Annotated in this window: 22 protein-coding genes; 11 read left to right on the top strand and 11 right to left on the bottom strand. The window is 70.6% G+C overall.

The window, feature by feature from the left end; translation table 11 throughout:
• Positions 1–157 precede the first annotated feature (157 nt).
• The 3 genes from VGC13_RS27060 to VGC13_RS27050 all read left to right on the top strand — a co-directional run bounded on the left by VGC13_RS27060 (position 158) and on the right by VGC13_RS27050 (position 2,128).
• Entirely contained in the window at positions 158–1,144 is a 987-nt protein-coding gene (locus VGC13_RS27060; protein WP_331128446.1) for a threo-3-hydroxy-L-aspartate ammonia-lyase, read from the top strand.
• A 277-nt stretch (positions 1,145–1,421) separates the two neighbouring features.
• Positions 1,422–1,784: a type II toxin-antitoxin system RelE/ParE family toxin gene (locus VGC13_RS27055; RefSeq protein ID WP_331128445.1), complete on the top strand. Its 363-nt coding sequence runs from the start codon at positions 1,422–1,424 to the stop codon at positions 1,782–1,784.
• Positions 1,781–2,128: a helix-turn-helix transcriptional regulator gene (locus VGC13_RS27050; RefSeq protein ID WP_331128444.1), complete on the top strand. Its 348-nt coding sequence runs from the start codon at positions 1,781–1,783 to the stop codon at positions 2,126–2,128. The genes VGC13_RS27055 and VGC13_RS27050 overlap by 4 nt, the downstream gene beginning before the upstream one ends.
• Positions 2,129–2,465: 337 nt before the next feature.
• Here VGC13_RS27050 and VGC13_RS27045 read toward each other — a convergent pair whose 3' ends face one another.
• On the bottom strand, positions 2,466–4,667 hold the full coding sequence (locus VGC13_RS27045; protein WP_331128443.1) for a YfbK domain-containing protein: 2,202 nt from the start codon (positions 4,665–4,667) through the stop codon (positions 2,466–2,468).
• A 562-nt stretch (positions 4,668–5,229) separates the two neighbouring features.
• Here VGC13_RS27045 and VGC13_RS27040 point away from each other — a divergent pair.
• Entirely contained in the window at positions 5,230–5,424 is a 195-nt protein-coding gene (locus VGC13_RS27040) for a hypothetical protein (protein ID WP_331128442.1), read from the top strand.
• Here the strand turns inward: VGC13_RS27040 and VGC13_RS27035 are convergent.
• Positions 5,421–6,617 carry a hypothetical protein gene (locus tag VGC13_RS27035; protein ID WP_331128441.1) on the bottom strand — a complete coding sequence of 399 codons (1,197 nt, stop codon included), beginning with the start codon at positions 6,615–6,617 and terminating at the stop codon, positions 5,421–5,423. The genes VGC13_RS27040 and VGC13_RS27035 overlap by 4 nt on opposite strands.
• A 371-nt stretch (positions 6,618–6,988) precedes the next feature.
• On the opposite strand from VGC13_RS27035, the gene VGC13_RS27030 reads away from it, so the two are divergent.
• Together VGC13_RS27030 and VGC13_RS27025 are read left to right on the top strand one after the other, a co-directional pair.
• Positions 6,989–7,381, top strand: coding sequence for a BlaI/MecI/CopY family transcriptional regulator (locus tag VGC13_RS27030; RefSeq protein WP_331128440.1), 393 nt, complete (start codon positions 6,989–6,991; stop codon positions 7,379–7,381).
• Between the two features lie 2 nt (positions 7,382–7,383).
• Positions 7,384–9,057 carry a M56 family metallopeptidase gene (locus VGC13_RS27025; RefSeq protein WP_331128439.1) on the top strand — a complete coding sequence of 558 codons (1,674 nt, stop codon included), beginning with the start codon at positions 7,384–7,386 and terminating at the stop codon, positions 9,055–9,057.
• Between the two features lie 622 nt (positions 9,058–9,679).
• Here the strand turns inward: VGC13_RS27025 and VGC13_RS27020 are convergent.
• Positions 9,680–10,207, bottom strand: a complete 528-nt coding sequence (locus VGC13_RS27020; RefSeq protein ID WP_331128438.1) for a phosphoribosyltransferase — start codon at positions 10,205–10,207, stop codon at positions 9,680–9,682.
• A gap of 125 nt (positions 10,208–10,332) precedes the next feature.
• On the opposite strand from VGC13_RS27020, the gene VGC13_RS27015 reads away from it, so the two are divergent.
• Positions 10,333–10,752: a hypothetical protein gene (locus VGC13_RS27015; protein WP_331128437.1), complete on the top strand. Its 420-nt coding sequence runs from the start codon at positions 10,333–10,335 to the stop codon at positions 10,750–10,752.
• A gap of 33 nt (positions 10,753–10,785) precedes the next feature.
• A complete protein-coding gene (locus VGC13_RS27010) occupies positions 10,786–11,226 on the top strand; it encodes a hypothetical protein (RefSeq protein WP_331128436.1) in 441 nt (146 codons plus the stop codon).
• 183 nt (positions 11,227–11,409) lie between these two features.
• Here the strand turns inward: VGC13_RS27010 and VGC13_RS27005 are convergent, their stop codons facing one another.
• The gene (locus VGC13_RS27005; protein WP_331128435.1) at positions 11,410–12,282 is read right to left on the bottom strand and encodes a hypothetical protein; all 873 of its coding nucleotides are present in this window, start codon (positions 12,280–12,282) and stop codon (positions 11,410–11,412) included.
• A gap of 256 nt (positions 12,283–12,538) precedes the next feature.
• Between VGC13_RS27005 and VGC13_RS27000 the strand changes: the two genes are divergently transcribed.
• Positions 12,539–14,662: a GMC family oxidoreductase N-terminal domain-containing protein gene (locus tag VGC13_RS27000; protein WP_331128434.1), complete on the top strand. Its 2,124-nt coding sequence runs from the start codon at positions 12,539–12,541 to the stop codon at positions 14,660–14,662.
• A gap of 78 nt (positions 14,663–14,740) precedes the next feature.
• Here VGC13_RS27000 and VGC13_RS26995 read toward each other — a convergent pair whose 3' ends face one another.
• The 7 genes from VGC13_RS26995 to VGC13_RS26965 form a co-directional block, all read right to left on the bottom strand.
• Entirely contained in the window at positions 14,741–15,127 is a 387-nt protein-coding gene (locus VGC13_RS26995; RefSeq protein WP_331128433.1) for a type II toxin-antitoxin system VapC family toxin, read from the bottom strand.
• 20 nt (positions 15,128–15,147) lie between these two features.
• Entirely contained in the window at positions 15,148–15,492 is a 345-nt protein-coding gene (locus tag VGC13_RS26990; protein ID WP_331128432.1) for a hypothetical protein, read from the bottom strand.
• 273 nt (positions 15,493–15,765) lie between these two features.
• Complete coding sequence (locus VGC13_RS26985; RefSeq protein WP_414683019.1) at positions 15,766–16,176, bottom strand: type II toxin-antitoxin system VapC family toxin; 411 nt, start codon at positions 16,174–16,176, stop codon at positions 15,766–15,768.
• Positions 16,173–16,451: a hypothetical protein gene (locus VGC13_RS26980; protein WP_331128430.1), complete on the bottom strand. Its 279-nt coding sequence runs from the start codon at positions 16,449–16,451 to the stop codon at positions 16,173–16,175. Before VGC13_RS26980 ends, VGC13_RS26985 begins: the two co-directional genes overlap by 4 nt.
• Before the next feature lie 128 nt (positions 16,452–16,579).
• Positions 16,580–17,605, bottom strand: coding sequence for a deoxyribose-phosphate aldolase (deoC, locus tag VGC13_RS26975; protein WP_331128429.1), 1,026 nt, complete (start codon positions 17,603–17,605; stop codon positions 16,580–16,582).
• A 570-nt stretch (positions 17,606–18,175) separates the two neighbouring features.
• On the bottom strand, positions 18,176–18,643 hold the full coding sequence (locus VGC13_RS26970) for a peroxiredoxin (protein WP_331128428.1): 468 nt from the start codon (positions 18,641–18,643) through the stop codon (positions 18,176–18,178).
• 36 nt (positions 18,644–18,679) lie between these two features.
• A complete protein-coding gene (locus VGC13_RS26965) occupies positions 18,680–19,132 on the bottom strand; it encodes a hypothetical protein (protein ID WP_331128427.1) in 453 nt (150 codons plus the stop codon).
• Between the two features lie 1,062 nt (positions 19,133–20,194).
• Between VGC13_RS26965 and VGC13_RS26960 the strand changes: the two genes are divergently transcribed.
• Together VGC13_RS26960 and VGC13_RS26955 are read left to right on the top strand one after the other, a co-directional pair.
• On the top strand, positions 20,195–21,358 hold the full coding sequence (locus VGC13_RS26960) for a hypothetical protein (RefSeq protein WP_331128426.1): 1,164 nt from the start codon (positions 20,195–20,197) through the stop codon (positions 21,356–21,358).
• A 70-nt stretch (positions 21,359–21,428) separates the two neighbouring features.
• Positions 21,429–21,941 carry a hypothetical protein gene (locus tag VGC13_RS26955; protein WP_331128425.1) on the top strand — a complete coding sequence of 171 codons (513 nt, stop codon included), beginning with the start codon at positions 21,429–21,431 and terminating at the stop codon, positions 21,939–21,941.
• Positions 21,942–22,047: the final 106 nt, after the last annotated feature.

Genomic DNA, 22,047 nt, shown 5'->3' with positions numbered 1-22,047 from the left:
CGCTCGCCGAGCACGCCCGCTGCAGAAACGACCCGCCTCCTGTACCTTCAGGGCGGGTCGTCTGCATCTCTGCACGTTCCCGCTTTGCCGGGTGGATTGCCCCGGCAGAGTACTTCGGCCGTCGGTAGAACACGGCCACACACTGACGCATTGTCTGATGGCTTCGGATCTGTTCACAGACGCCCCCGCGCTCCCCACCGCCGACGACGTGCGCGCGGCGGCGGAGCTGCTGCGAGGGGTGGCGCACCGCACGCCGGTCATGACGTCGCGCACGCTGGACGAGCGGCTGGGCGCCACCGTCTTCTTCAAGTGCGAGAACCTGCAGCGCGGCGGCGCCTTCAAGTTCCGCGGCGCCTACAACGCCGTCTCGCGGCTTACGGACGAGGAGCGCGCGCGCGGCGTGCTGGCGTACTCGTCCGGCAACCATGCGCAGGCGGTGGCGCTCACCGGCCGCCTGCTGGGCGTCCGCACCACCATCGTGATGCCCGAGGATGCGCCCGCGTCCAAGATCGAAGGCACCCGCGGCTACGGCGCCGAAGTCATCCTGTACGACAAGGAGACGCAGTCTCGCGAAGAGCTGGCGGCGCAGCTCAGTCAGGAGCGCGGGATGAGCCTGATTCCGCCCTACGACTACGCCGACGTGGTGGCGGGGCAGGGGACCGCCGCGCTGGAGCTGATCGAGGAGACCGGGCCGCTGGACGCGCTGCTCACCCCCTGCGGCGGCGGCGGGCTGCTGAGCGGCAGCGCCCTGGCGGCGCAGGCGGCCTCGCCCGGCTGCCGGGTCATCGGCGTGGAGCCGGAGCTGGCGGACGACGCCACCCGCTCGTTCCGCACCGGCACCGTGCAGTCCGTGCGCAATCCGCCCACCATCGCCGACGGCCTGCGCACGCCGGCGCTGGGCCGCATCACCTTTCCCCTGGTCCGCGCCCACGTCTCCGACATGCGCACCGTCACCGAGGCGGGGATCGTCGAGGCCATGCGCTTCCTGTGGACGCGGATGAAGATCGTGGTCGAGCCCTCCGGCGCCGTCCCCCTGGCCGCCCTGCTCGCCGACCCCGACGCGTTCCGCGGCATGCGCATCGGCATCATCGTCAGCGGCGGCAACGTGGACCTGGCCAACGCCTGCCAGCTGTTCGGCGCGTGACGATGGCCTGAATCCACCCTTGCTGGATTCGACACACAAGGCGCGCCCCGGATGGTCCGGGGCGCGCCTTCTTTTGCTGACACCCTGCGGGCGTGGCGGAGTGGGAAACGCCTAAGCCCGTGGTGCATGCCATCTTCATTGACCTCTTCCAAAGAACGAATTCTTCCACGAAATTCCTGCGCACATGTGAGCGGAGTGAACGCGCCACGGCATCGCTCCGCTTGTGGGCGGGTGTCCGCCTTGACAGTGCATGCTAAATCTAGCATTATGAGGACGCATGGACGAAGCGCGCAGGGTGGAGTGGGAGACGGGGACGCGGGAAACGTTGCGCGGATTTCCGGACGAGGTCAAATCGGAGTTCGGGCAGGGGCTGTTTCTGGCGGAGCAGAGCCGGATGGCTCGAAATGCATCGGCGATGAGGGGACGGCTCGCCGGAGTGGTCGAACTCGCTTCCGATGAAGCTGGAGATACGTATCGGCTCTACTACACGCTCAAGTGTCCGGGCTACGTTTACGTGCTCTACTGTCACAAGAAAAAGTCCAGGCAGGGCGGCGAGATTCCGAGACATGAAGAGGACCTGATCGCCAGGCGGTACAGGGACGCGCTCAGGGGCTGCCGTAGCAACGCAGGAGAGAGATGAGCAACAAGAATCCGGACGAGAAGCCCACGCGGTTCGAGAGCGGATCGGGCAACGTCTTCGCCGACCTGGGATTGCCCAGCCCCGGCGAGGCGCTGGTCAAGGCAGGGCTCGCTCAGGCCATCGGCGACACCATCGAGCGTCGCGGGCTGACGCAGGACGAGGCCGCGAAGATCATGGGGCTGGATCAGCCCAAGGTGTCCGCCATCGTTCGCGGGCGGCTCACCGGGTTCACGCAGGACCGGCTGACGCGCTGCGTGCTCGCGCTGGGGAACGACGTCGAGATCACCATCCGTCCCGGTGAACACGATGCAGCCGCAGGGCATCTCGCCGTCACGCTGGGCTGATAGGGTGTCGCTGAACCGATTGACTTCCTGAGGGAGGCGCCGTCCGACAACCTGCTGATGTGATGGACTTTTGCGCCGACCGAAGGATCTCGCCGGCAGAACCGTGGGGCTAATTTCACGTCCTGAAGCCGGTCCCACGGCACGGCGGAGTAGATCCTTCGGCGCGCAGCCTGTTTGCAGATTGTGATTGTACGCGGTGCGCTCCCTCAGGAAGTCACGCCCCTGTGTGACATCCACGTTTGGAACCCCCCCCTCCACACATCCGCCTTTGTTCAACGGAGCGCGCGCCGGAGGACTTCCCTCCGGCGCGCGCTTCTGCTGATCTACCGACATCCCACTACCGCCGCGCGGCAAGCTCCTCGCCGTCGGCCTGCAGGCGCGCGTAGTCCTGCACCAGCTGGATGAAGCCGGCGCGGTGCTCGCTGGGGTCGCGGCCCAGGGCGCCGCGGGCACGGGCGAGCACGCGGTCCAGGCTGCTGCTTCCGCGGTGCTCCGACCCGCGCAGCAGCATCCCGAACTCCGCCACCGCCGCGGCAAAGCGGAAGTCGTCGGAGTTCCGCGCATTGCGCGCCGCCGCCCGCACCGGGTGCGACAGCAGCACGCTTTCTGCCCCGTTCGGCTGCTTGTAGCGGATGTTGACGTTCATCATCTCCCCCCGGAACGCCGTCACCGGCTCCGTGGACGGACGCTGGTAGCGCAGCGCGGCCACGTCGCCCACCCGCACGTCGCTGTCGGCGCCCACGGGCACCACCTCGTACAGCGCGGTGACGGAGTGCCCGGCGCCCAGCTCGCCGGCGTCCTTGCGGTCGTCCGCGAAGTCCTCGCTGCGCAGCAGGCGGTTCTCGTAGCCGATCAGCCGGTACGCCTGCACCTGCGCGGGGTTGAACTCCACCTGCAGCTTTACGTCCTTGGCGATGGTGAACAGCGTGCCCCCCATCTCCTGCACCAGCACCTTGCGCGCCTCCACCAGCCCGTCGATGTACGCGTAGTTGCCGTTGCCGTGGTCGGCCAGCTGCTCCATCCGCGCATCGGCCAGGTTCCCCGTGCCATAGCCCAGCACCGTGAGGAACGTCCCCTGGCCGCGCTTTTCCTCGATCAGCCGCACCAGCTCGGCCTCGCTGCTGGTGCCCACGTTGAAGTCGCCGTCCGTGGCCAGGATGACGCGGTTGTTGCCGCCGCGGACGTGGTTGCGGGCGGCCACCTCGTACGCCAGCCGGATCCCCTCCGCGCCCGCGGTGCTGCCGCCCGCCTGCAGCCGCTCGATGGCGTCCAGGATCACTTCGCGCCGGTCGCCGGGGGTGGCGTCGAGCACCAGCCCCGCCGCGCCGGCGTAGACCACGATGGCCACGCGGTCGCGCGCGTCCAGCTCTTCCACCAGCAGCCGCAGCGACGCCTGCACCAGCGGCAGCTTGTCCGGCGACTGCATGGAGCCCGACACGTCCACCAGGAACACCAGGTTGCTGGGCGGAAGCTGCGCCTGCGACATCCGCTGGCCCTGAATGCCCACGTGCACCAGCCGGTGGCGCGGGTTCCACGGCGCGGCGCCCACCTCGGCCACCACCGCGAACGGGTGCCGGCCGCGCGGATCGGGATAGTCGTAGCTGAAGTAGTTCACCATCTCCTCGATGCGCACCGCGTCGCGCGGCGGGGCCTGCCCGTCGCGGATGAAGCGCCGCACGTTGCTGTACGACGCCGGGTCCACGTCGATGGCAAAGGTGCTGAGCGGGTTGTGCGCCACCGCCAGGAACGGGTTCTCCTGGATGGGATTGTACTCCTCGGTGTTGAACCGGCCCCCGTTCCCGCTGTGCGTGGTGATCTGCACCACGCCGTTGGCCGCGCGCGATCCGTACAGCGAGGAAGCCGCGGCACCCTTCACCACCTCGACGTGCGCAACGTCCGCGGCGTCCAGCTGCGGGATCGCCGCGCCGCTCACCACCACGCCGTCGACGACGTACAGCGGCTCCTGGCTTCGGCCCGCGGCGTTGATGCTCTTGGGCCCGCGCAGCAGCACCGAGGGCGCGGTGCCCGGCTGGCCGGCGCCCTGCACCACCGTGGCGCCGGCCACCCTGCCCTGCAGCGCGGCGGCGGCGCTGGCCGGCGGAGCCACGATGTCGGCGCCGGACACCTGGGCGACCTCGAAGGGAACCTTGCGCTCCTGGATGGCACCCGCGGCGCCCGTGACCACGACCTCCTCCATGAGGATGAGCTGGGCGGCCATGACGAAGTTCTGGGTGAGCGTGGCGCCCGGCGACAGCGTGATGCTGCGGGAGACGGGCGACAGGCCCTGGCGCGAAGCCGTGATCTGCACGGACTGCCCGGGGCGGATGCGCGCGCCGGGAATCACCAGCCGGTAGGTGCCGTCCGCGCCGGTGCTGGCGCCGGCGTTCAGGCTCTCGATGCGCACCAGCACCGCGGCCTCGGGCTGTCCCTGCGCGTTGCTGACGCGGCCGGTGACGGTGGCCGCCTCCTGCGCGGCGGCGGGGCGTGCGGACAGCAGGGCGAGCAGGATGAACAGCGGTCTTACCAAGGCTCGTTTCATGGCAGGCTCCTTACCCGGTCGGGTGGATGATGTCGGATTCCGTAGGATTCGAGTCGCCCGATCGATCCTCCTTTCGGGGATGCGGGGAAGGATGCACCTTGTAGCCGGTGCCACCTTCTCAACGTCACGAGCCTTCGCCCGTGTGACAGGCGGCGGAGGGCGGGGACGAGCGGCGAATGCCCGGGATGACCGGCCGCACCCGCGTTCCGGCACGCGAAAAGGCGCACGCCGGAATTCCGGCCTGCGCCTCGTGATCCTCCCTGCTCCGTACGGACGGCCACCCCCGCCGACGGCTTCCACGTTCCCGTTTTCGGCGGCCGCTCCCGGCCCGCGCCGCTCGCCGGTCCGGCGGATTGTTACGGTCCGATGGGAGCGACCGCTTTGCAGCTTCGGCAGTCGCAATGACTTACGACATTTTTTGATCTGCTGCACCATCCCGGTGCAGTGTGCTCGATCTGTCGGGAACTATGCGATATACGACGGGTGATGTACGTTCGTAGGGTGCCGCAATCCCCTAGCTTCTGCCGCAGGCGTGAACTCCGCGCCTTTTTTCCACATCCAGTTGGAGAAGCACCCTATGAAGATCCGCGGCCTGCTCGCGGGGCTGCTGGTGGCTGTTGCCATCGGCGGCTGCACCGGCTCCCCCACCGCGTCCGAGCGTCCCACCGCGGCCCCGGCCGCGCTCGACGCCGTGCCTCCCCCGCCGGACACCACCACCCCCAACCGCGGCGGCGGCGCGATGGGTACCGGCACCTAAGCGCCCGCCAAGGCCGGGCGCCGGCGGAGCGCCCGGACGAACTCTCCGGCCAGCACGGCCTGGACCTCCTCCGGCTCGATCCGGGGGGAAGGCTCAGGCCGCGAACGTACGAAGCTGAGTGCCGCTTCAGCCGCCATCACGACCCGCCCCTCCCGCCTCTGGTTGGCGATCTCGAGGGCACGCAGGGCGGTCGCCTCGGCGAGCTCCCAACGCTTGAGGCTTCCCGCCCCATACGATACACCCAGCAGCGCACGCGCGGCCGTATCGTACTCCGCCCCCGCGCCCAGAACGTCGTCCAGCCGGGTCCGTGCCTCTTCGAACACGCGCACGTTCGCCGTGCCTCCCGCCGCGCGAGCAACCAGCCCCAGAACCAGCGCGAGCTCCGCGGGTGCGTCGAATACGTGTTCCATTGCGCTTGCCACGCTGAGCGCCTGTTCAAAGTACCCTTGCAGCGTCCAGTGGTACGCTAGGTCGTACGCCAGGCGCGGCACGAACGGATGGTCCGCGCCGTACGCCGCGAAGGCACGGGCCGCGAGCGACGTGGAATCGGCGCCGGCTCCCGTTTCGATGTGCGTAACGAACAGGTCGTGGAACGCGATGCCTTGCAGGTCCGTCAGGTTGTGGCGCAGGGCCGCCCGCAGGCCGCGCATCTGCGCGCGGCGCGCCACGGGAAAGTTGCCCTTCTGCGTGTTCAGGTTGCCCAGGCCCGAGTAGCCCAGCGCGTAGGTGCGCCAGTCGCCGGTGCGCCGCGCCTGCACGATGGCCCGTCCGTACCAGCTTTCCGCGCGGTCGTACTCGGCGCGGCGGCGCGCCAGGCGGCCCACCGCGTACGCCAGCGCGGCCACCTGCGGCGCCGTCTGCGCCGCCGCCTGCATGAACTCCAGGGCCGTGGCCAGCGAGCCGCGCTGCTCCGCCCACAGCGACACGCGCCGGCAGGCGTTCACCATCCGCATCACGTCCATCCGCGCCGGCGTCTCCAGCAGCCGCACCATCACCGAAAGCGGCGCCACCAGCTCCGGCTCTACCGGCAGCCGGCCCACGTCCGCCTCGCGAACGTCGGCGGCGCCCCCGCAGAAGAGGGCGCCGCGTTGAGCTGCAGGGGTAGACGCCCACAGCGCCACGTTGCGGACCGAACGCCAGAGCAGCACCCCCAGGTCGCCGGGAACCTCGTCCAGGATGCCCGCGGCGGGCATGCTCTCGGGTCCATGGGTGAGCGCGGGGGGCACACGGGTGCGCCGGAGGGCGGCGCTGCGGCGGGAGCGGAGGGGCGGAATCAAGGGCATGTCGCCAAACGAACGGAAGGCCGTGCAACGGTTTACGACTGTAAACGCTTCCAGCCCCTGAATGTTCCGTAAGAGTGCGCCGAGCGCAACCCCTTTGTTGCGCGCACCCTTCCGCGCCGTGACGAAACGGCGGCCCGCGCCGGTCACCGGAGGGCCCTTCCCGCGCCTCCGCGGGCTCTCGCGGGCGCGGCCCGCGCTCGCCGAGCTTGACTTGTCGCGCCCGCGAGACGAACCTTCAGGCGCTGCCAGCGCTTTAGCAATCGGAGCCCGATCCCCCGCCCATGCTTACGAGCCCCACCGCAACCGACCTGAGCCGCCGCGAGCGGCAGATCATGGACGTGGTCTACCGCCTGAACAAGGCGAGCGTGACCGACGTGCTGGAGCGCATCCCGGACCCGCCCAGCTACTCGGCGGTGCGCGCGCTGATGCGCATCCTGGAGGAAAAGGGCCACCTGCGGCACGAGCAGGATGGCCCGCGCTACCTGTACCTGCCCATGGTGCCGCGCGAGTCGGCTCGCACCAACGCGCTCACGCACATGGTGCGCACCTTCTTCGGCGGCAGCAACGAGGCGGCGGTGGCGGCGCTGCTCGACCCCGACAACCACCGCATGTCCGACGCGGAGCTGGACCGCATCGCCGACCTGATCGAGCAGGCGCGCGTCCAGGGGAGGTGAGCATGGACCTGCCGCTTCCCTCGTCCGTGGCCGCGCCCTGGCTGGCGCCCGCCCTGTGGCTGGTGGCCCGGGGCACGGTGCTGCTGGGCGCCGCCGCGCTGGCGGCGCTGGCGCTGCGCCGCGGCAGCGCGGCGGCGCGGCACATGGTGTGGGCGCTGGCGCTGGCCGCCATGCTGGCGCTTCCCGCCGCCTCGCTGCTCATTCCCCGCTGGGAGCTGTCGTTCGTGCGGCTGGTGGCGGTGGACGCGCCCGCCGGCGCCGCGGCGGCCGCGGCGGCAGGCGCGGGGGGCGGGGTGGACTGGAGCACCCTGGTGCTGGCGGTATGGCTGGCCGGCGCGGCGGTGACGATGGGGCGGTACGGGGTAGCGATGGTTTCCGTGCGCATGGTGGCGCGCGGGGCGCGGCGGGTGACGCGCGGCGAGTGGATGGACCGGCTGCACGCCGCCGCCCGCGAGCTGGGGATGCGCGAGCGGGTGCGCCTGCTGCGCGCGGACGGCGCCGCCATGCCCATGACGTGGGGGATCCTGCACCCCGCCGTGCTGGTGCCCGCCGACGCGGACGGATGGACGGCGGAGCGCAAGCGCGTGGTGCTGCTGCACGAGCTGGCCCACGTGGCGCGGCGCGACTGCCTGTGGCAGACGCTGGCCAGCCTGTGCTGCGCGGCGTACTGGTTTCACCCGGGCGTGTGGTGGGCCGCGCGGCAGATGCGCATCGAGCGCGAGCAGGCGTGCGACGACCGGGTGCTGCGCGCCGGCACCCGCGCGTCGGACTACGCGGGGCACCTGCTGGAGGTGGCGCGCTCGTTTCGCCCGCGCCCGCTGACCGCCGCCGCCGCCGTGGCGATGGCGCGCCGCTCGCAGCTGGAGGGCCGGGTGCTGGCGGTGCTCGACGCCGCCCGCGACCGCGCCGCGGTCCCCGGGCGCGCGGCGCTGGTGGCGGGCGGCGTCGCGGCGGTGGCGCTGTTCCCCCTGGCGGCGGCGTCGCCCGAGGGCTTCGAGGCGCCCCCGCCGGCCCCCGCCGTGGCGGTGCACCCCGCCGTCGCGGCCGCGCCGCCGCCGCACGCGCTGGAGTGGACGGTGGAGTCGTCGCCGGCGGAGCGGGAGGGCGCGGTGAGCGTGCCGCTGGCCTCCGCGAGCGACCTGCGGCTGAACGTGCGGGTAAAGGATCCGCACGCGTCCCCGGCGTCCGGCTCGCCCGCGCCGGCGCGCTTCCCCGACTTCGGGCCGCCGGACGAGCCCATGCTCACCGCCCTCATCCGCGCCACGCACGACGTGGATCCCGAGGTGCGCCGCAGCGCGGTCTCGGCACTGGGGCGGATGGACGTGGGCGGGGTGGTGGGCCCGCTGGTGCAGTCGATGGGGGATACGGACGCGCGCGTGCGCAGCGCCGCCGCGCTGGCGCTGGGCGAGTACGCCGGCCGCACGGGCAACGCCGCACGCGTGGCGGCGACCCGGCAGCCCGCCTGCGAGGGCGAGGCCTGCGCCGCCGAGCCGAGGCCGCGCGTGCCCACCGGCGCGGCGACCGCCCCCGCTCCGCGCCCCCGCAACGCGCGCACGGACATGGGCGGCGGCGGCCCCACCGACCCGGCGCTCCGCATCCTTGGCGGCCTGATGGAGGATGACACGCTCGGCAGCCGCGAGCTGCTCCCCGGCATCCGCGGCGACGAGATGCTGTGATTCGCGGATCGATGGATGATGCGAAAAGGCCGCCCCGCTGCTGCGGGGCGGCCTTTTTCACATCGGCGGAGCAGGATGGTGTCGGCCAGACCTCTCGGCGATTGTCTTCCTGAGAGGGTGTTGCCAAACGCTCAAACTCACAAAGAAGCGATGACTTCCTGAGGGAGCGCACCACCTGGAACCCGATATCCCACACAACCGCCTGCGCGCGACCGAAGGACCTGCTTTCCCGCGAGGCGGGGCCGGCTTCATGCCGCGGGACCAGCCCCTCGGTTTGTGCCAACGAGGTCCTTCGGTCGGCGCCATGGTTTTTCGTACCCGCAGATCGAGGAGCGGCGCCTCCCTCAGCCTCAGGAAGCCAATCACGGGGTCAGGTTCAGCAACACCCTCTGGGGGAGGCGCCGCGCTGATCCTGCCCTGCCTCAGTGCCCGGGCGCCGACCGAAGGATCTCGCCGGCGGAACCGAGGGGCCGGCTGCGTCACGGCGGGGCCGGCCACGCAGTGACGGAGAGCAGGTCCTTCGGTCGCGCACCAAGTGTTGTGCAGTCGACCGGCTCCACGTGGTGCGCTCCCTCAGGAAGTCACGTTCCGGGGATGATTCCCGGGGTGGGAGACGTCCGGTTCAGGCGTAGATCGGCGGGGTGACCAGCTCGTGGTTCTCGATCACCTGGCGGTCCCAGGGAAAGACGACCAGGGCATCCGTCTCCATGGTGAAGTAGTCCGGCCGGTAGCGGCCGGGGCGCACGAAGCTGGTGGCGGTGCGCACCTGCGCCGGCCCCACCTCGCGCACGGCCGCCAGCGCCAGGCGCAGCGTGTCGCCGCTGGTGGTGATCTCGTCCACGATCAGCACGCGGCGCCCGCGCGCGGACACGGGCGTGGGCGAGAGCACCCGCGGATACGCGTGCACCACCTGTCCGCGCTCGCGGCGCGTCACCTTCATCGCCTCGAAGTCCACCTGCAGCATGGTGGCCACCGTGGCGGCCGGCATGACGCCCGCGGTCGCCAGGCCAATCACCAGGTCCGGCTGGTACTCCTGCGACACCCGCACCGCCAGCGCGCGGCAGAACTCCCCGAACAGCTCCCACGACAGCTCGAACGTGCCCATGCCGCCGTTGGCCGGAGACGTGTGCGAAGCAACGAATCCAGGCATGGTGGCTTCCCTTCGGTGGCGGCGAATGGTGTGTTGCGCGGGGAGCGGTGCACGATACAAGATGCATTCCGGACGCGACAGCAAACATTTGCATCTCCGCATCCTTTCCCCCAGCCTCTCCCTTCGTGACGTCCCAGCCCGCCGGTTACTCCGGCACGCCCCTGCCGAAGAAGCTCGGCATCAAGTCCGGCCAGCGCATCGCTTTACTCCATCCGCCCGAGGGCTTCGCGGAGGCGCTGGGCGCGCCGCCGGACGGCGTGGTGCTGGTCTGGGACGATGAGGAGGCGGTGGACCTGATCGTCTTCTTCACGAAGCGCGCGGACGAGCTGGAGGCGGCGTTCCGTGGATTGGGGGCGCGGGTGCATCCGTCCGGCGCGTTGTGGATCGGCTGGCCCAAGAAGGCGGCGAAGGTGCCCACGGACGTGACGGAGGACGTGGTGCGCGCGATCGGGCTGCAGGCGGGGATGGTGGACGTGAAGGTCTGCGCGATCGATGCCGTGTGGTCCGGCCTGAAGTTCGTGTACCGGCTGGCGGACCGGCGGTAGCGGGGCGGCGCGGGCGCGCGTAGAATGGCGGCCATGGACGAAGACCTTCGCGCGCGCGCCGACCAGCGGTTCGAGCGCGCCCGGCAGCAGACGGGCGCGCGGGACCCGCGCAGCTTTCTCCGCGACCAGCTGCGCGAGCTCAAGGGCAGCAATCCGGACGCGTTTCGCCGCGCGCTGCGCTACTTCGAAGAAACGCTGATCCCCACCGTCGCGGACGAGGCGTCGGACCCGGTGGCGGAGTGGCTGGAGTACGGGCGGCTGCTGGCGAGCCTGGCCGTCCCCGGCCGCACGGTGCAGATCGACACCGGCGGCCGCGCGCGCGACTACACCCGCCCCGTGCCGCTGGAGGCCATGGTGCTGCACCTTCCCGAGAACGCCGCCCGCCCCGCGCTGGTGCTCGGCATTCCGCCCAGGCTCTCCCCCGCCCAGCGCGCCGCGTACGACCTTCTCGTCAAACAGTCGAACGGCTCGTAGAGCTCTGGGCCGATGAGCCGTTGAAGCCCCGTCCGGCGAGCGCACGCGAGCCGGGAACGGGGCTTGTCGCTTTCCCAGCAGCGGGTTTACCCGCTCATCCCGGCCTGCTGATCCGACGTCCGCGTAAAAGGCGGGCCCGGAAAGCCCAGGCCCGCCTTGCCGCACCTTCAGCCGATGCGTGGATTACGGCCGGTAGCCGGAGCCCACGCCGTAGCCGCGGAAGTACTGTCCGCTGGACACGCCGCCGCCGCTGGCGCTGCGGAAGCGCTCGAGGCCGTAGCTGCCGTAGGCGCCGTAGTTCCCGATCGTCCCGCCGGAAACGTCGCCCATGCTGCCCTCGCGGCCCAGCATTCCGCCGCCGCCCATCCCCCGGTCCATCCCGCCGCGGTTCCAGTCGCCGCGATCGTCGTCCCGGTCGCGGTCCGTGCCCTGCATGCCGCGGTTCATCCCGCCCATCGTGCCGCGGCCCATCATCCCGCCCGGACGGTCCCAGCCGCCGCCACGGTTCATGTCCCCGCTGGCGTCGTCCGAGTGGCCGCTCTGCCAGTCGTGGCCAAAGTGCGGGTGGTTGGTCATGAAGTCGCGGCCCATGTAGTGGTCGCGCTCCCCGCCGCCGCTGTATCCGCGGTCCATGCCGCCGCCGGTGTAGCCGCGGTCCATCCCGCCGCGGTTCATCCCCCGGTCCATCCCGTAGCCGCCGGAGCGGTTGTCGTCCCAGTCCACGTCCCAGCTGCCGTGCCCCGGCTGGTAGCCGCCCGTGCGGTACCCCTCCCCGCCGCCGCGGTAGCCGCCGCCCATGGGGCCGCGGTTCCAGTCGTCGTTGTAGCCTCGCCAGTTGGTGGCGTCGTAGCCGCCGCGCATGGCGCCGCCGCCGTAGCCGCTCACGTCGCCCATCTCGCGGTAGCCGCGGTCGTAGCCGCGGTTCATTCCGCCGCCGCGGAACTCGTCGTCGTAGAACCCGTCCCCGCCGCCGCCCCGGTTGCCGATCCAGCCGCGCACCGTGTGCGCCGCCCGCTCCAGAAAGTTCCGGTTCCCGTAGTCTCGTCCGTAGCTCATCGTCCGCTCCCTTTCCCCTCGGGTTCACCGCTCTTGGAGCCCGCCCTTCGCGCCGGGGCGGGAAGCGCCGGAGTTTTGCAAGACACGGGCCGCCCCGGATGCATCTATCCCGTTGCCACGGGGTGGTTTGGGTGCTCATCCTCCCCCTCCGCGGCGTCCCGCTCACTCCCGCCGCACGCGTTGACAAACGGGCCCCGCACACGCAACCTTCAGCGCACCCGCCTCGCCGTGTCGCGCCCCCTCCAGTCCTGAGCGAATGCTTTCTCCGCGGCAGCTCGCAACGCTCATCGCGCTGTGCAGGCGCATGGTGCCCCTGCCCGGCGAGCCGGACCCCTCCGCCGTGCGCCTGGCGCGCGCCGTGGAGGTGCGGCTGCAGGCGATGGACCCCGAGCACACCCGCAGCGTGGCCGGGGTGCTGTGGATGATGGGCACCCCCGCCGCCGGCCTGCTGAACGCGTGGCGCCCGGGGGGCTTCGCGGACCTTTCGGCGCAGCGGCAGGACGCGTGGCTGCGCGGATGGGAGACCAGCCGCGTTCCCCTGTTCCGCACCGCGTTCCAGGCGCTGCGCCGGCTGGTGCTCTCCACGTACTACGCCGATCCCGCCGCACACCCGGCCATCGGCTACGCGGGCCCGCTGCACACGCGCGCGCCCGAGGTGCCGTGGGAAGGCCCGCTCCCCGGCGCCTCGACCGACGCGGAGCCCATCGCGCGCACCGAGGGCGCGCGAAAGGTGCGCGTCATCTCCATCCGCCCCCAGCTGGACCTTCTCTCGGGCGACCCCACGCTCAGCAGCATCATCGAAGGCGCCCGCCTGCGCGGCGACACCCGCGTGCGGGCGGACGTGTGCGTCATCGGCAGCGGCGCGGGCGGGGCCGTGGCCGCCGCGCGCCTGGCGGAGGCGGGGCACGAGGTGGTGCTGCTGGAGGAGGGCGCGTTCTGGCGGCCCGACCAGTTCACCGAGCGCGAGGCCGAGATGACGCCGCGCCTGTTCGCCGACGGCGGCGCGCGGGCCACGGACGACCTCTCCATCCCCATGCTGCAGGGGCGCGCCGTGGGCGGCGGCACCACCGTCAACTGGCTGGCGATGCTGCGCACCCCCGACTGGGTGCTGGACGAGTGGGCCGCCGCGCACGGAATCGTGGGAATGCGCCCGGCGGACATGGCGCCCGTGTTCGACCGCATCGAGGACGAGACGCACACCCGCCCGGTGCCCGACGACGCGCACTCGCCGGCCAACCGCCTGCTCCTGGACGGCGCCCGCGCGCTGGGGTGGAGCGCGTCGACGCTGAAGATCAACGCGCACGGCTGCGTGCGCTCCGGCTTCTGCGGGCTGGGGTGCCGCTACGGCGCCCGTCGCGCGGCGGCGGACGTGTACGTGCCCGCCGCCCTGGCCGCGGGCGCGCGCCTGTTCGCCGACGTGCGGGCGGAGCGCATCGAGGTGGCCGAGCAGGGCGGCGCGGCGCCGCTCAAGCGGGTGCACGCCGCCATCCTGGACCGCGAGACCGGCGCCGCGCGGGGCCGGCTGACCGTGGAGGCGCCGGTGGTGATCCTGGCCGGCGGCGCGGTGGGGACGCCCGCGCTGCTGCAGCGGTCGGGGATGGGCGGCGGCGGGGTGGGCAGCTTTCTGCGCCTGCACCCCACCACCGCCGTCGCCGGCCGCTACGCGCAGCCGATGCACGGCGGCGCGGGGGTCCCGCTCTCCTCCGTCTGCGACGAGTTCATGCGCGGCAGCGACGGCTACGGCTTCTGGATCGAGACGCCGCCCTTCTACCCCGCGCTCAGCGCGGCCACCCTTCCCGGCTTTGGCGCGCCGCACCGGGAGATGATGGAGGCCGCGCCGCGGATGGCGTCGATGATCGTGCTGGTGCGCGACGGGGCGGACCGGGCGCGGTCCAGCGGAAGCGTGTCGGTGGATCGGAACGGGCGCGTGCGGCTGCGCTACCGCCTGGGCGCGGCGGACCGCTCGCGGCTGCTGCGGGGGATGGATGCCGCCGCGCGCATCCACTTCGCCATGGGCGCGGAAGAGGTGAGCACGCTGCACACGCACACCGTGCGCATGCGCTCCCCCGCGGAGCTGGGGGCGATGGCGCGGCGTCCCAGCGGGCCCAACCAGCTGGGCGTGCTCTCGGCGCACGTCAACGGCACCTGCCGTATGGGCACCGACCCCGCCACCAGCGGCTGCACGCCGGACGGCGAGCGCCACGGCGTTCCCGGCCTCTACGTGGCCGACGGATCGCTGGTCCCCACCGCCCCCGGCGTGAACCCGCAGGAAACCATCATGGCCTTGGCGACGGTGATCGCCGAGCGCATCGCCGTCCGCCACCCCGCCGGCCGCGCGGGAAGCGCCGGCGCCATGGCCGGCGCGGCGGTGAGCAGCTGATCAACCACTCATCCAGAATGCAACGAGCCCCGCTGATCAGGCGGGGCTTCGTTGCATTCCGGAGACAGATGGGTCATGTCAGGCGATGACTTCGAATGCGCCGCGGCCGTACAGTCGATACGCGTAGAAATGCTTGTCCGTGGTAAACACACGGCCCAGTCGCAGACGCTCTCCGGCAGCCACAAGCGACGCGTCGGCAAAGTCCATCGGCGAATCCTCATAGGTGTGCATCAACGTCCGAAGCCGCTCCCACTCGCCCTTCTCGGGGTCGTACAACTTGATGACCCCGTCGACCACGTATTTCCACAGCACCGCCTGAGCCGCGTATCCGTATCTGGAGCCGAGCAGGTACATCGCTTCGGTCAGGCAGGGCCACGTGGTTACGAAGTCCTCCGAGGAAAGCTTCGAGAGTGCGGCCGTGCAACGCTCATGGTAGGGATCATCACGGTCGATCAGCGCAACCATGGGACCTGTGTCACAAAGGGTCACAGGCGTCCCTCGCGCTGCTTCGCTTCAAGATGCTCCGCGAACGACTGCGCCACGTCGTCGGAGCTGGGCAAGCCGTTGCTGCCGCTGAACAGCCCTGTGCGACCAGCGAGACGCTCCGCCATCGTCCCCGGCCGTGGCCCGTTTCCGCTGCTGAACCGGCCAATCCGCCCCGCCAGCACGTCAGCCATCGTCCGCGCGGGTGTGTCATCCGCACACGTCAGCGGCTCGGGCCAGTTCGGGATGCGGCGTGCAACCCACTCCGCGGGCGTGACTCGCTCCATCTCGGCGGCGCGCTCGAGCTTAGCGTAGTCCTCGTCGGTCAGTTCTATGGATCGGCTCATGGGATCACCTCCTTACCCGGAAGCTAATTGGAACCGGGTGGTCCGTTCAGTGCGTACGGAATCAGACACCTGCGGCGCCACTATCATCATGAATTTGCTCCTTTTGCCTCTGGCAACGTTGGTCGCCGAGCGCATTGCTGGCCGCCACCCCGCCGGCCGCGCGGGAAAGGCCGGCGCCATGGCGGGCGTCGGCAGCTGATTTACCAAGCCGGCTACAATGCAGCGAAGCCCCGCCGGGATGCGGGGCTTCGCTGTTTCATCAACGCAAGGTTGTCAGGGCACAACTTCGAACGCATCTCGGCCGTGGATGCGGTACGCGTGGAAGTGCCGGTCAACGGTAAAGATTTGCCCCACTCCCAACCGCTCCGCCGCCGCGACGAGAGATGCGTCGGCGAGATCCATGGGCGCATCGTTGTACTGGCGCATCAGCATCCGCATGCGCTCCCATTCTCCTTCGGCGGGCTCGTAAAGCTCGATCAACCCCTCTGCCACATAGTTCCACAACATTTCCTGCGCAGCTGCACCCCCTGCTCGCCAGAGCAAGTGCATCGCTTCCGCCAGACATGGCCACGTGGTGACCAGTCCGCCCGTGGGAATGGAGGGCAACGCCGCCACACACGTCGTGTGATGGATGTCACGCCGATCAATGATCGCCACCAGCGGACCCGTGTCGCACAATGTCACAGGCGGCCTGCCCGGTGCTTCTCTTCGAGGTACTCTCCGAACAGTTTGCTGTGGTCTTCCGACAGCCTGCCGTCCCCACCGCTGTCGATTAAGCCCACCCGCCCGGCGAACCGCTCGGCCAGGGTCTTCCCCGGCTTTCCGTTCGTGGCCGGCTGAACTTCGGGGCACGTCGGCAGATGCCGCGCGATCCATTCGGCAGGCGTAATGCCTTCGGTGGCCGCCGCTTCCTCCACCCGTTCGTATTGCTCGTCCGACAGCTCGACAGGTCGACTCATGGGATCACCTCCTTGCCGTCAAATCTAGTCGGAAATCCGGAACTGTCCAGTGCGTACGGAAAACGACACGGCGCGGAGGATTCGCATCCCCCGCGCCGCGTAGTTCTTCTGGACCTGCAGCGGATCGCCTACGCCATCGGGTGGCGGTGGGCGGCGCTGTAGCGGCCGGTGGTGTAGTGCTCCAGCTGGCGCTCGATGTCGCCCAGCAGCGAGCTGGCGCCAAAGCGGAACAGGTGGGGGCGCAGGTAGTCCGTCCCCAGCTCTTCCTTCATCATCATCAGCCAGTCCAGCGACTGCTTGGCGGTCTTGATGCCGCCCGCCGGCTTGAACCCCACCACGTGCCCCGTGCGCTCACGGTACTCGCGGATGGCGCGCACCATGGTGAGCCCCACCGGCAGCGTGGCGTTCTCGGCCTCCTTGCCGGTGGAGGTCTTGATGAAGTCGGCGCCCGCCATCATGCACACCAGCGACGCCTTGCCGATGTTGCGCAGCGTGGCCAGCTCGCCCGTGGCCAGGATGGTCTTGAGGTGCGCCGGCCCGCACGCCTGGCGAAAGGCGCGCACCTCGTCGTACAGCGCCCGCCAGTTGCCGGTGAGCACGTGCGCGCGGGTGATGACGATGTCGATCTCCTCCGCGCCCGCGTCCACCGAGGCGTGGATCTCCTCCACCCGCTGCTCCCAGGGCGAAAGGCCCGCGGGAAAGCCCGTGGACACCGCCGCCACCGGGATCCCCGATCCGCGCAGCGCCTCGACCGCCGTGGCCACCAGCGAGTGGTACACGCAGACGGCGGCGGTGCGGATGGGCAGGTCCTGCGCGCCCAGCGCCGCCAGCAGGTCCGGCCGCACCGGCTGGCGCGCCTTGGCGCACAGGCGGCGCACCGTGCCGGGGGTGTCGTCGCCGGAAAGGGTGGTCAGGTCCATCAGGGTGATGGCGCGCAGCAGCCACGCCGCCTGCCACTGCTTCTTGACCGTGCGCCGGCCGGAGAGGGTGGCCGCGCGGCGCTCCACGGCGCTGCGGTTCACGCGCACCGCCTCTACCCAGTCCAGGTCCAGCTCCGTCCCGGGGTTGCGGTGCTCGTCGTGCTCCGGCGCGTCGAACGCCTGCGCGGCGCCCGTGGGCACGGCGATCAGCTTGTTGTGCGGTAGCGTTGCCATCGTCCTGCGTTCCCTGTGGTGGAGCCGGACAATCTAACGCGCCGTGGCGCGGGGGGACAGATTTGGAGCACGAACCCGGCCGCCGCGCGGGCCGCCGGAACCCCCGGCCGGATGCCACGCGATCCTGACCGGACATCGCGCCGCCGCCCACACAAGCGAATGAAGGCCATCGAGGAGCCTTGTTCGGTGACGTGCCGTCCGCCGCTGGAGCGAATGATGCTCGTTGCGATTCTAATCCGGTAACGTGCCGTCCGCCCACTTGAGCGAATGAATTCGCCGCTGGAAGATCGCAAAGTCCGCCTGCGCGGACTCGGCGGCCAAGCTATATGCGGCGTCCCAAGCACCTGCGCGTCCGCAACCCGGCGATTACCGAATCATCCGCAATGGGCATAATTCGCCGCTAGAACATCGCAAAGTCCGCCTTCGCGGACTCGGCGGCCCGGCTATCTGCGGCGTCCCAAGCAGCTGCGCGTCCGCTACCAGAGCCTGCCGCGCGGTTTGTCGTCCCTCATCCTACTACCGCACTCCCGCACTCCCGCACTCCCGCACTCCACGCACTCCCGCACTTCGCTACGCCAGCGCCTGCTTGATCTCGTCGAACGGGGGCAGCAGGCTGGGGTTGGTGCTGTGCCACGTGTACCGGATGCGCCCGTCGGTGCCGATGACGAACGCGGCGCGGTCCGACGCGTTGCGCAGCCCGGGCCCCACCGGCGCCTCGCGCAGCACGCCGAAGGCGGTGCTGGCCTCGCGGTTGAAGTCGGAGAGGAACAGGTAGTCCGCCCCGATCTCCGTGCGGTAGCGGTCCAGCACGAACGGCGAGTCCACGCTCACCGCCACCACGCGCCCGTTGAGCCCCGTGTACGCGCCGATGTCGTCGCGCATGGTGCACAGCTCTTCGGTGCAGGTGCTGGTGAACGCCAGCGGAAAGAACATCAGCACCAGCGGCTGCTGGGCCCACAGGCCGGCCAGGGACACCTGCGTCCTGTCGGTGGAGGGGAGCGTCACGTCGGGGGCGGCGTCGCCCGGCTGCAGTGCCATCTTGGGATTCCTGTCGGTTCGTTCGATGGATGATCGTCAGTCGGCGGCGGACAGGCGCAGCGTGGCCAGCGCGGCGCGCACCCGCTCCGCTTCGGCCTCGTGCTCGCCGGCGGGGCACAGGTAGGTGGCGAACACCAGCGCGCCCGGCCCGGACGCCACCCCCACCAGCCAGAAGGTGGCGTCGCCTTCGTCCTCGTCCTCCGCCTCGTACTCGGCGAAGGCCAGTTCGCCGCCGTCCTCCAGGGCGACGTCGGTCACGTCGTCCTCCTCGAGCTCCACGTCGCGGTCGCTCAGAAAGGCGTAGAGCTCCTCGGCCGGGTCGGCAAAGTCGTCGCCGGCGTCGAAGGAGATCAGGTGCAGCGTGCCCGCGCCCTCCTCGGGCCACACCTCCACCCCGCCGTCCTCCTCGTCCGCGGCGGCGGACCATCCCGGCGGCGCCACCAGGGTGAACCGCCCCTCGGGGTCCCGCACGCGCTGCGCGTCGCTCATCTCGTATCACCTCCGTTGGGCGGGCCAATGTGCGCGCCGCTCCCGCGCCCGGCAAGCCGCGCCGACCACCTTTCACCGCCTGTGACAGGTACCGCCCGGCCGCTTTGCGCCAGCACGTTTCCCGGCGCCCTGTCCCCGACGATGGACAGGCGACCGGCCGGGTTCCGGGCGGTGGCCGGTAAACGGACGAAAGCAGGGGGTGTCAGGGAACAGGTGTCTCGCGCGTTGTAGGTGCATACGGCGAGCAGGAACGGCGGATTGTGCCACACGAGGGTCGCCCCTCGGACCGTGTCTGGTAACGAACGATCGTTCGGCACGGAATTCGCTGGTTTCTGGTGCAGGTCGCACCAGACGGCGCGCCACTCACCTCCGATGACGGGAGGGCTTATTCGCACCTTGGGTGTCAGTCTCATTGCCATCGCGGCCATCGTGGCAAGCCTAACCGTCGCCCGGCAGCGCCAGGAAGAGGCGCCCGCGCCGGAAGGTGAAAAGCGGCCGCAGCATTCTCCCCCTCCGTCCCGGCTGGACCTGGACCAGCTTCGCGCGGCCGGCATGTAAGCCGCCGCGGTGTGGAGAGCGCTCCGACGCGGGGCGCGGATGTCCCTTTCGGGTCGTCCGCGCCCCGCGGTCGTTTCTCCGCCCCCGCCAATCCAGATCAACATCTCAAAGACAAAGCTCCTCGCAGAGGCGCACAGAGAAAAAGGAAGAATACCGAACCGACTGAACAATCGGTGTGATTAGCAGCCGATTGCTTCACACGGAGGGCACGGGCTTTGTCCCTCTGTGTCCTCCGTGGCCTCTGTGCGAGAACGATTCGTTCTACGGATTTCGCAGAACGGTTCTCTCCGCGTCTCTGCGCGAGGCTTTTTGCGTACTCTCCCGGACTCCGCGCACTCCGGGTTCCGGACCAACGCGAGCGTGCGCAATGCCTTACACTGGCCGGGACTTTGCGTTTTGCGCGTGGCGAGCGGCCGGGAGGGGCCCGGCCAGGCACGGAACCGCATCCGCGGACCCGCCGCACGGCCCGGCGGCGGCACGGATGATGAAGCAGCCGCCTGCCCTATGGAATACACACAGGACCCGTTCCTATTTCCGCTGGTGCGCGAGCCGGCCTCGCGGTGGGAGCGCTCCGGACTCTCGGCAAAGCAGGAGCGCGCCTTCAACCGCGTAGCCACGCTGCTGGCGGGGCTGTTCCTCGTCGGGTGGATCTACACCATCGGCTTTGCGCCGCGCGCGGACCTGATGGCCAACGGGCCGCCCGTGGCGCGCATCAGCACGCAGCTCACGCGCAGCCCGCTTTCGCCCAACGCCCCCCCCGAGCCCGCCTTCCTGGTGGACGAGTTCGTCCGCAGCTTCGAGGCGCAGTTCGAAAAGCAGGTGGGCGGGCTGAGCGGCGCCGTAAAGGTGGACATCGTCGAGCCGGGCGACAGCATCGGCCTTCCCGGGCAGGCGGGGTCGCTTCCCAAGGGCGCGCAGATCGTGCTGACCCCCACGGACAGCGCCGCGGGAGGCGCGCAGCCCGCCAGCGGCGCGCCGGGGCGCTCCGGCATCTGGAACGTGATGCTGCAGATGCGCGACGCCGTGCGCCCGGCCGCGGACGTCAGCGTGATCACGCTGGTGCCGCTGTCCCAGAAGCGCGGCGGGCGTATCGGCAACTACCGCATCGGCAACTGGCCCAACGAGCAGGGGGGCGCCACCAACCCCATCTACCGCCCGCCGGCGGGGATGATCGAGGTGACGCCGCGGAACCGCGACACCTGGCTTTCGGAGCACATCCAGCTCAAGGACTTCATCACCAAGGGCCAGGAGAACGTGTGGCCCAAGTACGTGGTGGTGCAGCCGCGCATCCTGGACAAGATCGAGCTGGTGGTCCAGGAGCTCGAGGCCATGGGGCACCCGGTTGAGAACATCTTTGCCGTCAGCGGCTTTCGCACGCCGGCGTACAACGCGGGCGGCGGCAACACGGCGGGGCGCGGCAAGCTGTCGAGGCACATGTACGGCGACGCCATGGACATCGCCATCGACAACGACAACAACGGCATCATGGACGACCTGAACGGCGACGGGCGCATCAACCTGGCCGACGCGCGGGTCATCGGGGCGGCGGTGGACCGGGTGGAGCAGAAGTATCCCGCCATGGTGGGGGGGATGCACTACTATCCGCCCACCGGGGGGCACCAGGGAATGGTGCACATCGACACGCGGGGGTTCCGCGCCCGCTGGTAGCCAGGCGGGCGCTGCAGGGATTTGTGGGATGGGGGAGGGATGACGCGAACCGCGGAACCAGGAGCGAACGGTGGCGGACGAGGGACGTGACGCGGGGATCCGCGTGGAGCGCAGGGACGAGGAGGAGCGCGGCGAGGGACGCACGGCCGCCCTTCCTCCCCAGATGGACGTGCGGGACGAGGACCTGGAGCCGCACGCCGGGCTTCGCTACATCGCGCGGCTGTTCAAGATCCTGTCGATCCTGCTCATCCTGCTGCTGATCGCCGAGATCGTGCTGGGGCTGGTGCAGCAGGGGCAGTCGGCCATTCCGCAGCTGCTGGTCGAGGCCACGCGGCTGGTGGTGTTCGCCGGCCTGCTGTGGGGCGCGGCCGACATGGGGCTCATGCTGATCGAGAGCAACCACGACCTGCGCGCCACGCGCATCCTGGTGGGCCGGCTGAACAACCGGGTGCAGCGGCTGGAGCAGATCGCCACGGGCACGCTCCCCGGTGTAGGCGCCGGGGGCCGCGGCCCCACCCTGCCCCCGCCGCCGCCCCACGCCCCGCGCGACCGGGACCGCGACCCGCGGGCGCCGCGCGCGTAGCTGGCGTGCTCTTCGGCGGAATAAGACGGCCGGGACTTCGCGAGAGTCCCGGCCGTCCTGGCTGTGAGCTTGCATCGTCGAGGCCTGGCGAATGGGGTCGGATTGG

This window comes from Longimicrobium sp. (assembly GCF_036399255.1).
In the GTDB taxonomy this organism is placed as follows: Bacteria; Gemmatimonadota; Gemmatimonadetes; order Longimicrobiales; family Longimicrobiaceae; genus Longimicrobium.
The sequence above is the reverse complement of the archived record's forward strand: the minus strand, read 5'-3'. Positions and strand labels throughout refer to the sequence as shown.

Bases quoted from the DNA above. Each gene is read 5' to 3' on its own strand.
- VGC13_RS27050 (WP_331128444.1), top strand. From the start codon at position 1,781: ATGAGCAACAAGAATCCGGACGAGAAGCCCACGCGGTTCGAGAGCGGA.
- VGC13_RS27030 (WP_331128440.1), top strand. From the start codon at position 6,989: ATGCTTACGAGCCCCACCGCAACCGACCTGAGCCGCCGCGAGCGGCAG.
- VGC13_RS27035 (WP_331128441.1), bottom strand. From the start codon at position 6,617: ATGCCCGCCGCGGGCATCCTGGACGAGGTTCCCGGCGACCTGGGGGTG.
- VGC13_RS26995 (WP_331128433.1), bottom strand. From the start codon at position 15,127: ATGGTTGCGCTGATCGACCGTGATGATCCCTACCATGAGCGTTGCACG.
- VGC13_RS26960 (WP_331128426.1), top strand. From the start codon at position 20,195: ATGGAATACACACAGGACCCGTTCCTATTTCCGCTGGTGCGCGAGCCG.
- VGC13_RS27045 (WP_331128443.1), bottom strand. From the start codon at position 4,667: ATGAAACGAGCCTTGGTAAGACCGCTGTTCATCCTGCTCGCCCTGCTG.
- VGC13_RS27060 (WP_331128446.1), top strand. From the start codon at position 158: ATGGCTTCGGATCTGTTCACAGACGCCCCCGCGCTCCCCACCGCCGAC.
- VGC13_RS26990 (WP_331128432.1), bottom strand. From the start codon at position 15,492: ATGAGCCGATCCATAGAACTGACCGACGAGGACTACGCTAAGCTCGAG.
- VGC13_RS27055 (WP_331128445.1), top strand. From the start codon at position 1,422: ATGGACGAAGCGCGCAGGGTGGAGTGGGAGACGGGGACGCGGGAAACG.
- VGC13_RS26970 (WP_331128428.1), bottom strand. From the start codon at position 18,643: ATGGCACTGCAGCCGGGCGACGCCGCCCCCGACGTGACGCTCCCCTCC.
- VGC13_RS27020 (WP_331128438.1), bottom strand. From the start codon at position 10,207: ATGCCTGGATTCGTTGCTTCGCACACGTCTCCGGCCAACGGCGGCATG.
- VGC13_RS27025 (WP_331128439.1), top strand. From the start codon at position 7,384: ATGGACCTGCCGCTTCCCTCGTCCGTGGCCGCGCCCTGGCTGGCGCCC.
- VGC13_RS27005 (WP_331128435.1), bottom strand. From the start codon at position 12,282: ATGAGCTACGGACGAGACTACGGGAACCGGAACTTTCTGGAGCGGGCG.
- VGC13_RS27010 (WP_331128436.1), top strand. From the start codon at position 10,786: ATGGACGAAGACCTTCGCGCGCGCGCCGACCAGCGGTTCGAGCGCGCC.
- VGC13_RS26980 (WP_331128430.1), bottom strand. From the start codon at position 16,451: ATGAGTCGACCTGTCGAGCTGTCGGACGAGCAATACGAACGGGTGGAG.
- VGC13_RS27000 (WP_331128434.1), top strand. From the start codon at position 12,539: ATGCTTTCTCCGCGGCAGCTCGCAACGCTCATCGCGCTGTGCAGGCGC.
- VGC13_RS26965 (WP_331128427.1), bottom strand. From the start codon at position 19,132: ATGAGCGACGCGCAGCGCGTGCGGGACCCCGAGGGGCGGTTCACCCTG.
- deoC (WP_331128429.1), bottom strand. From the start codon at position 17,605: ATGGCAACGCTACCGCACAACAAGCTGATCGCCGTGCCCACGGGCGCC.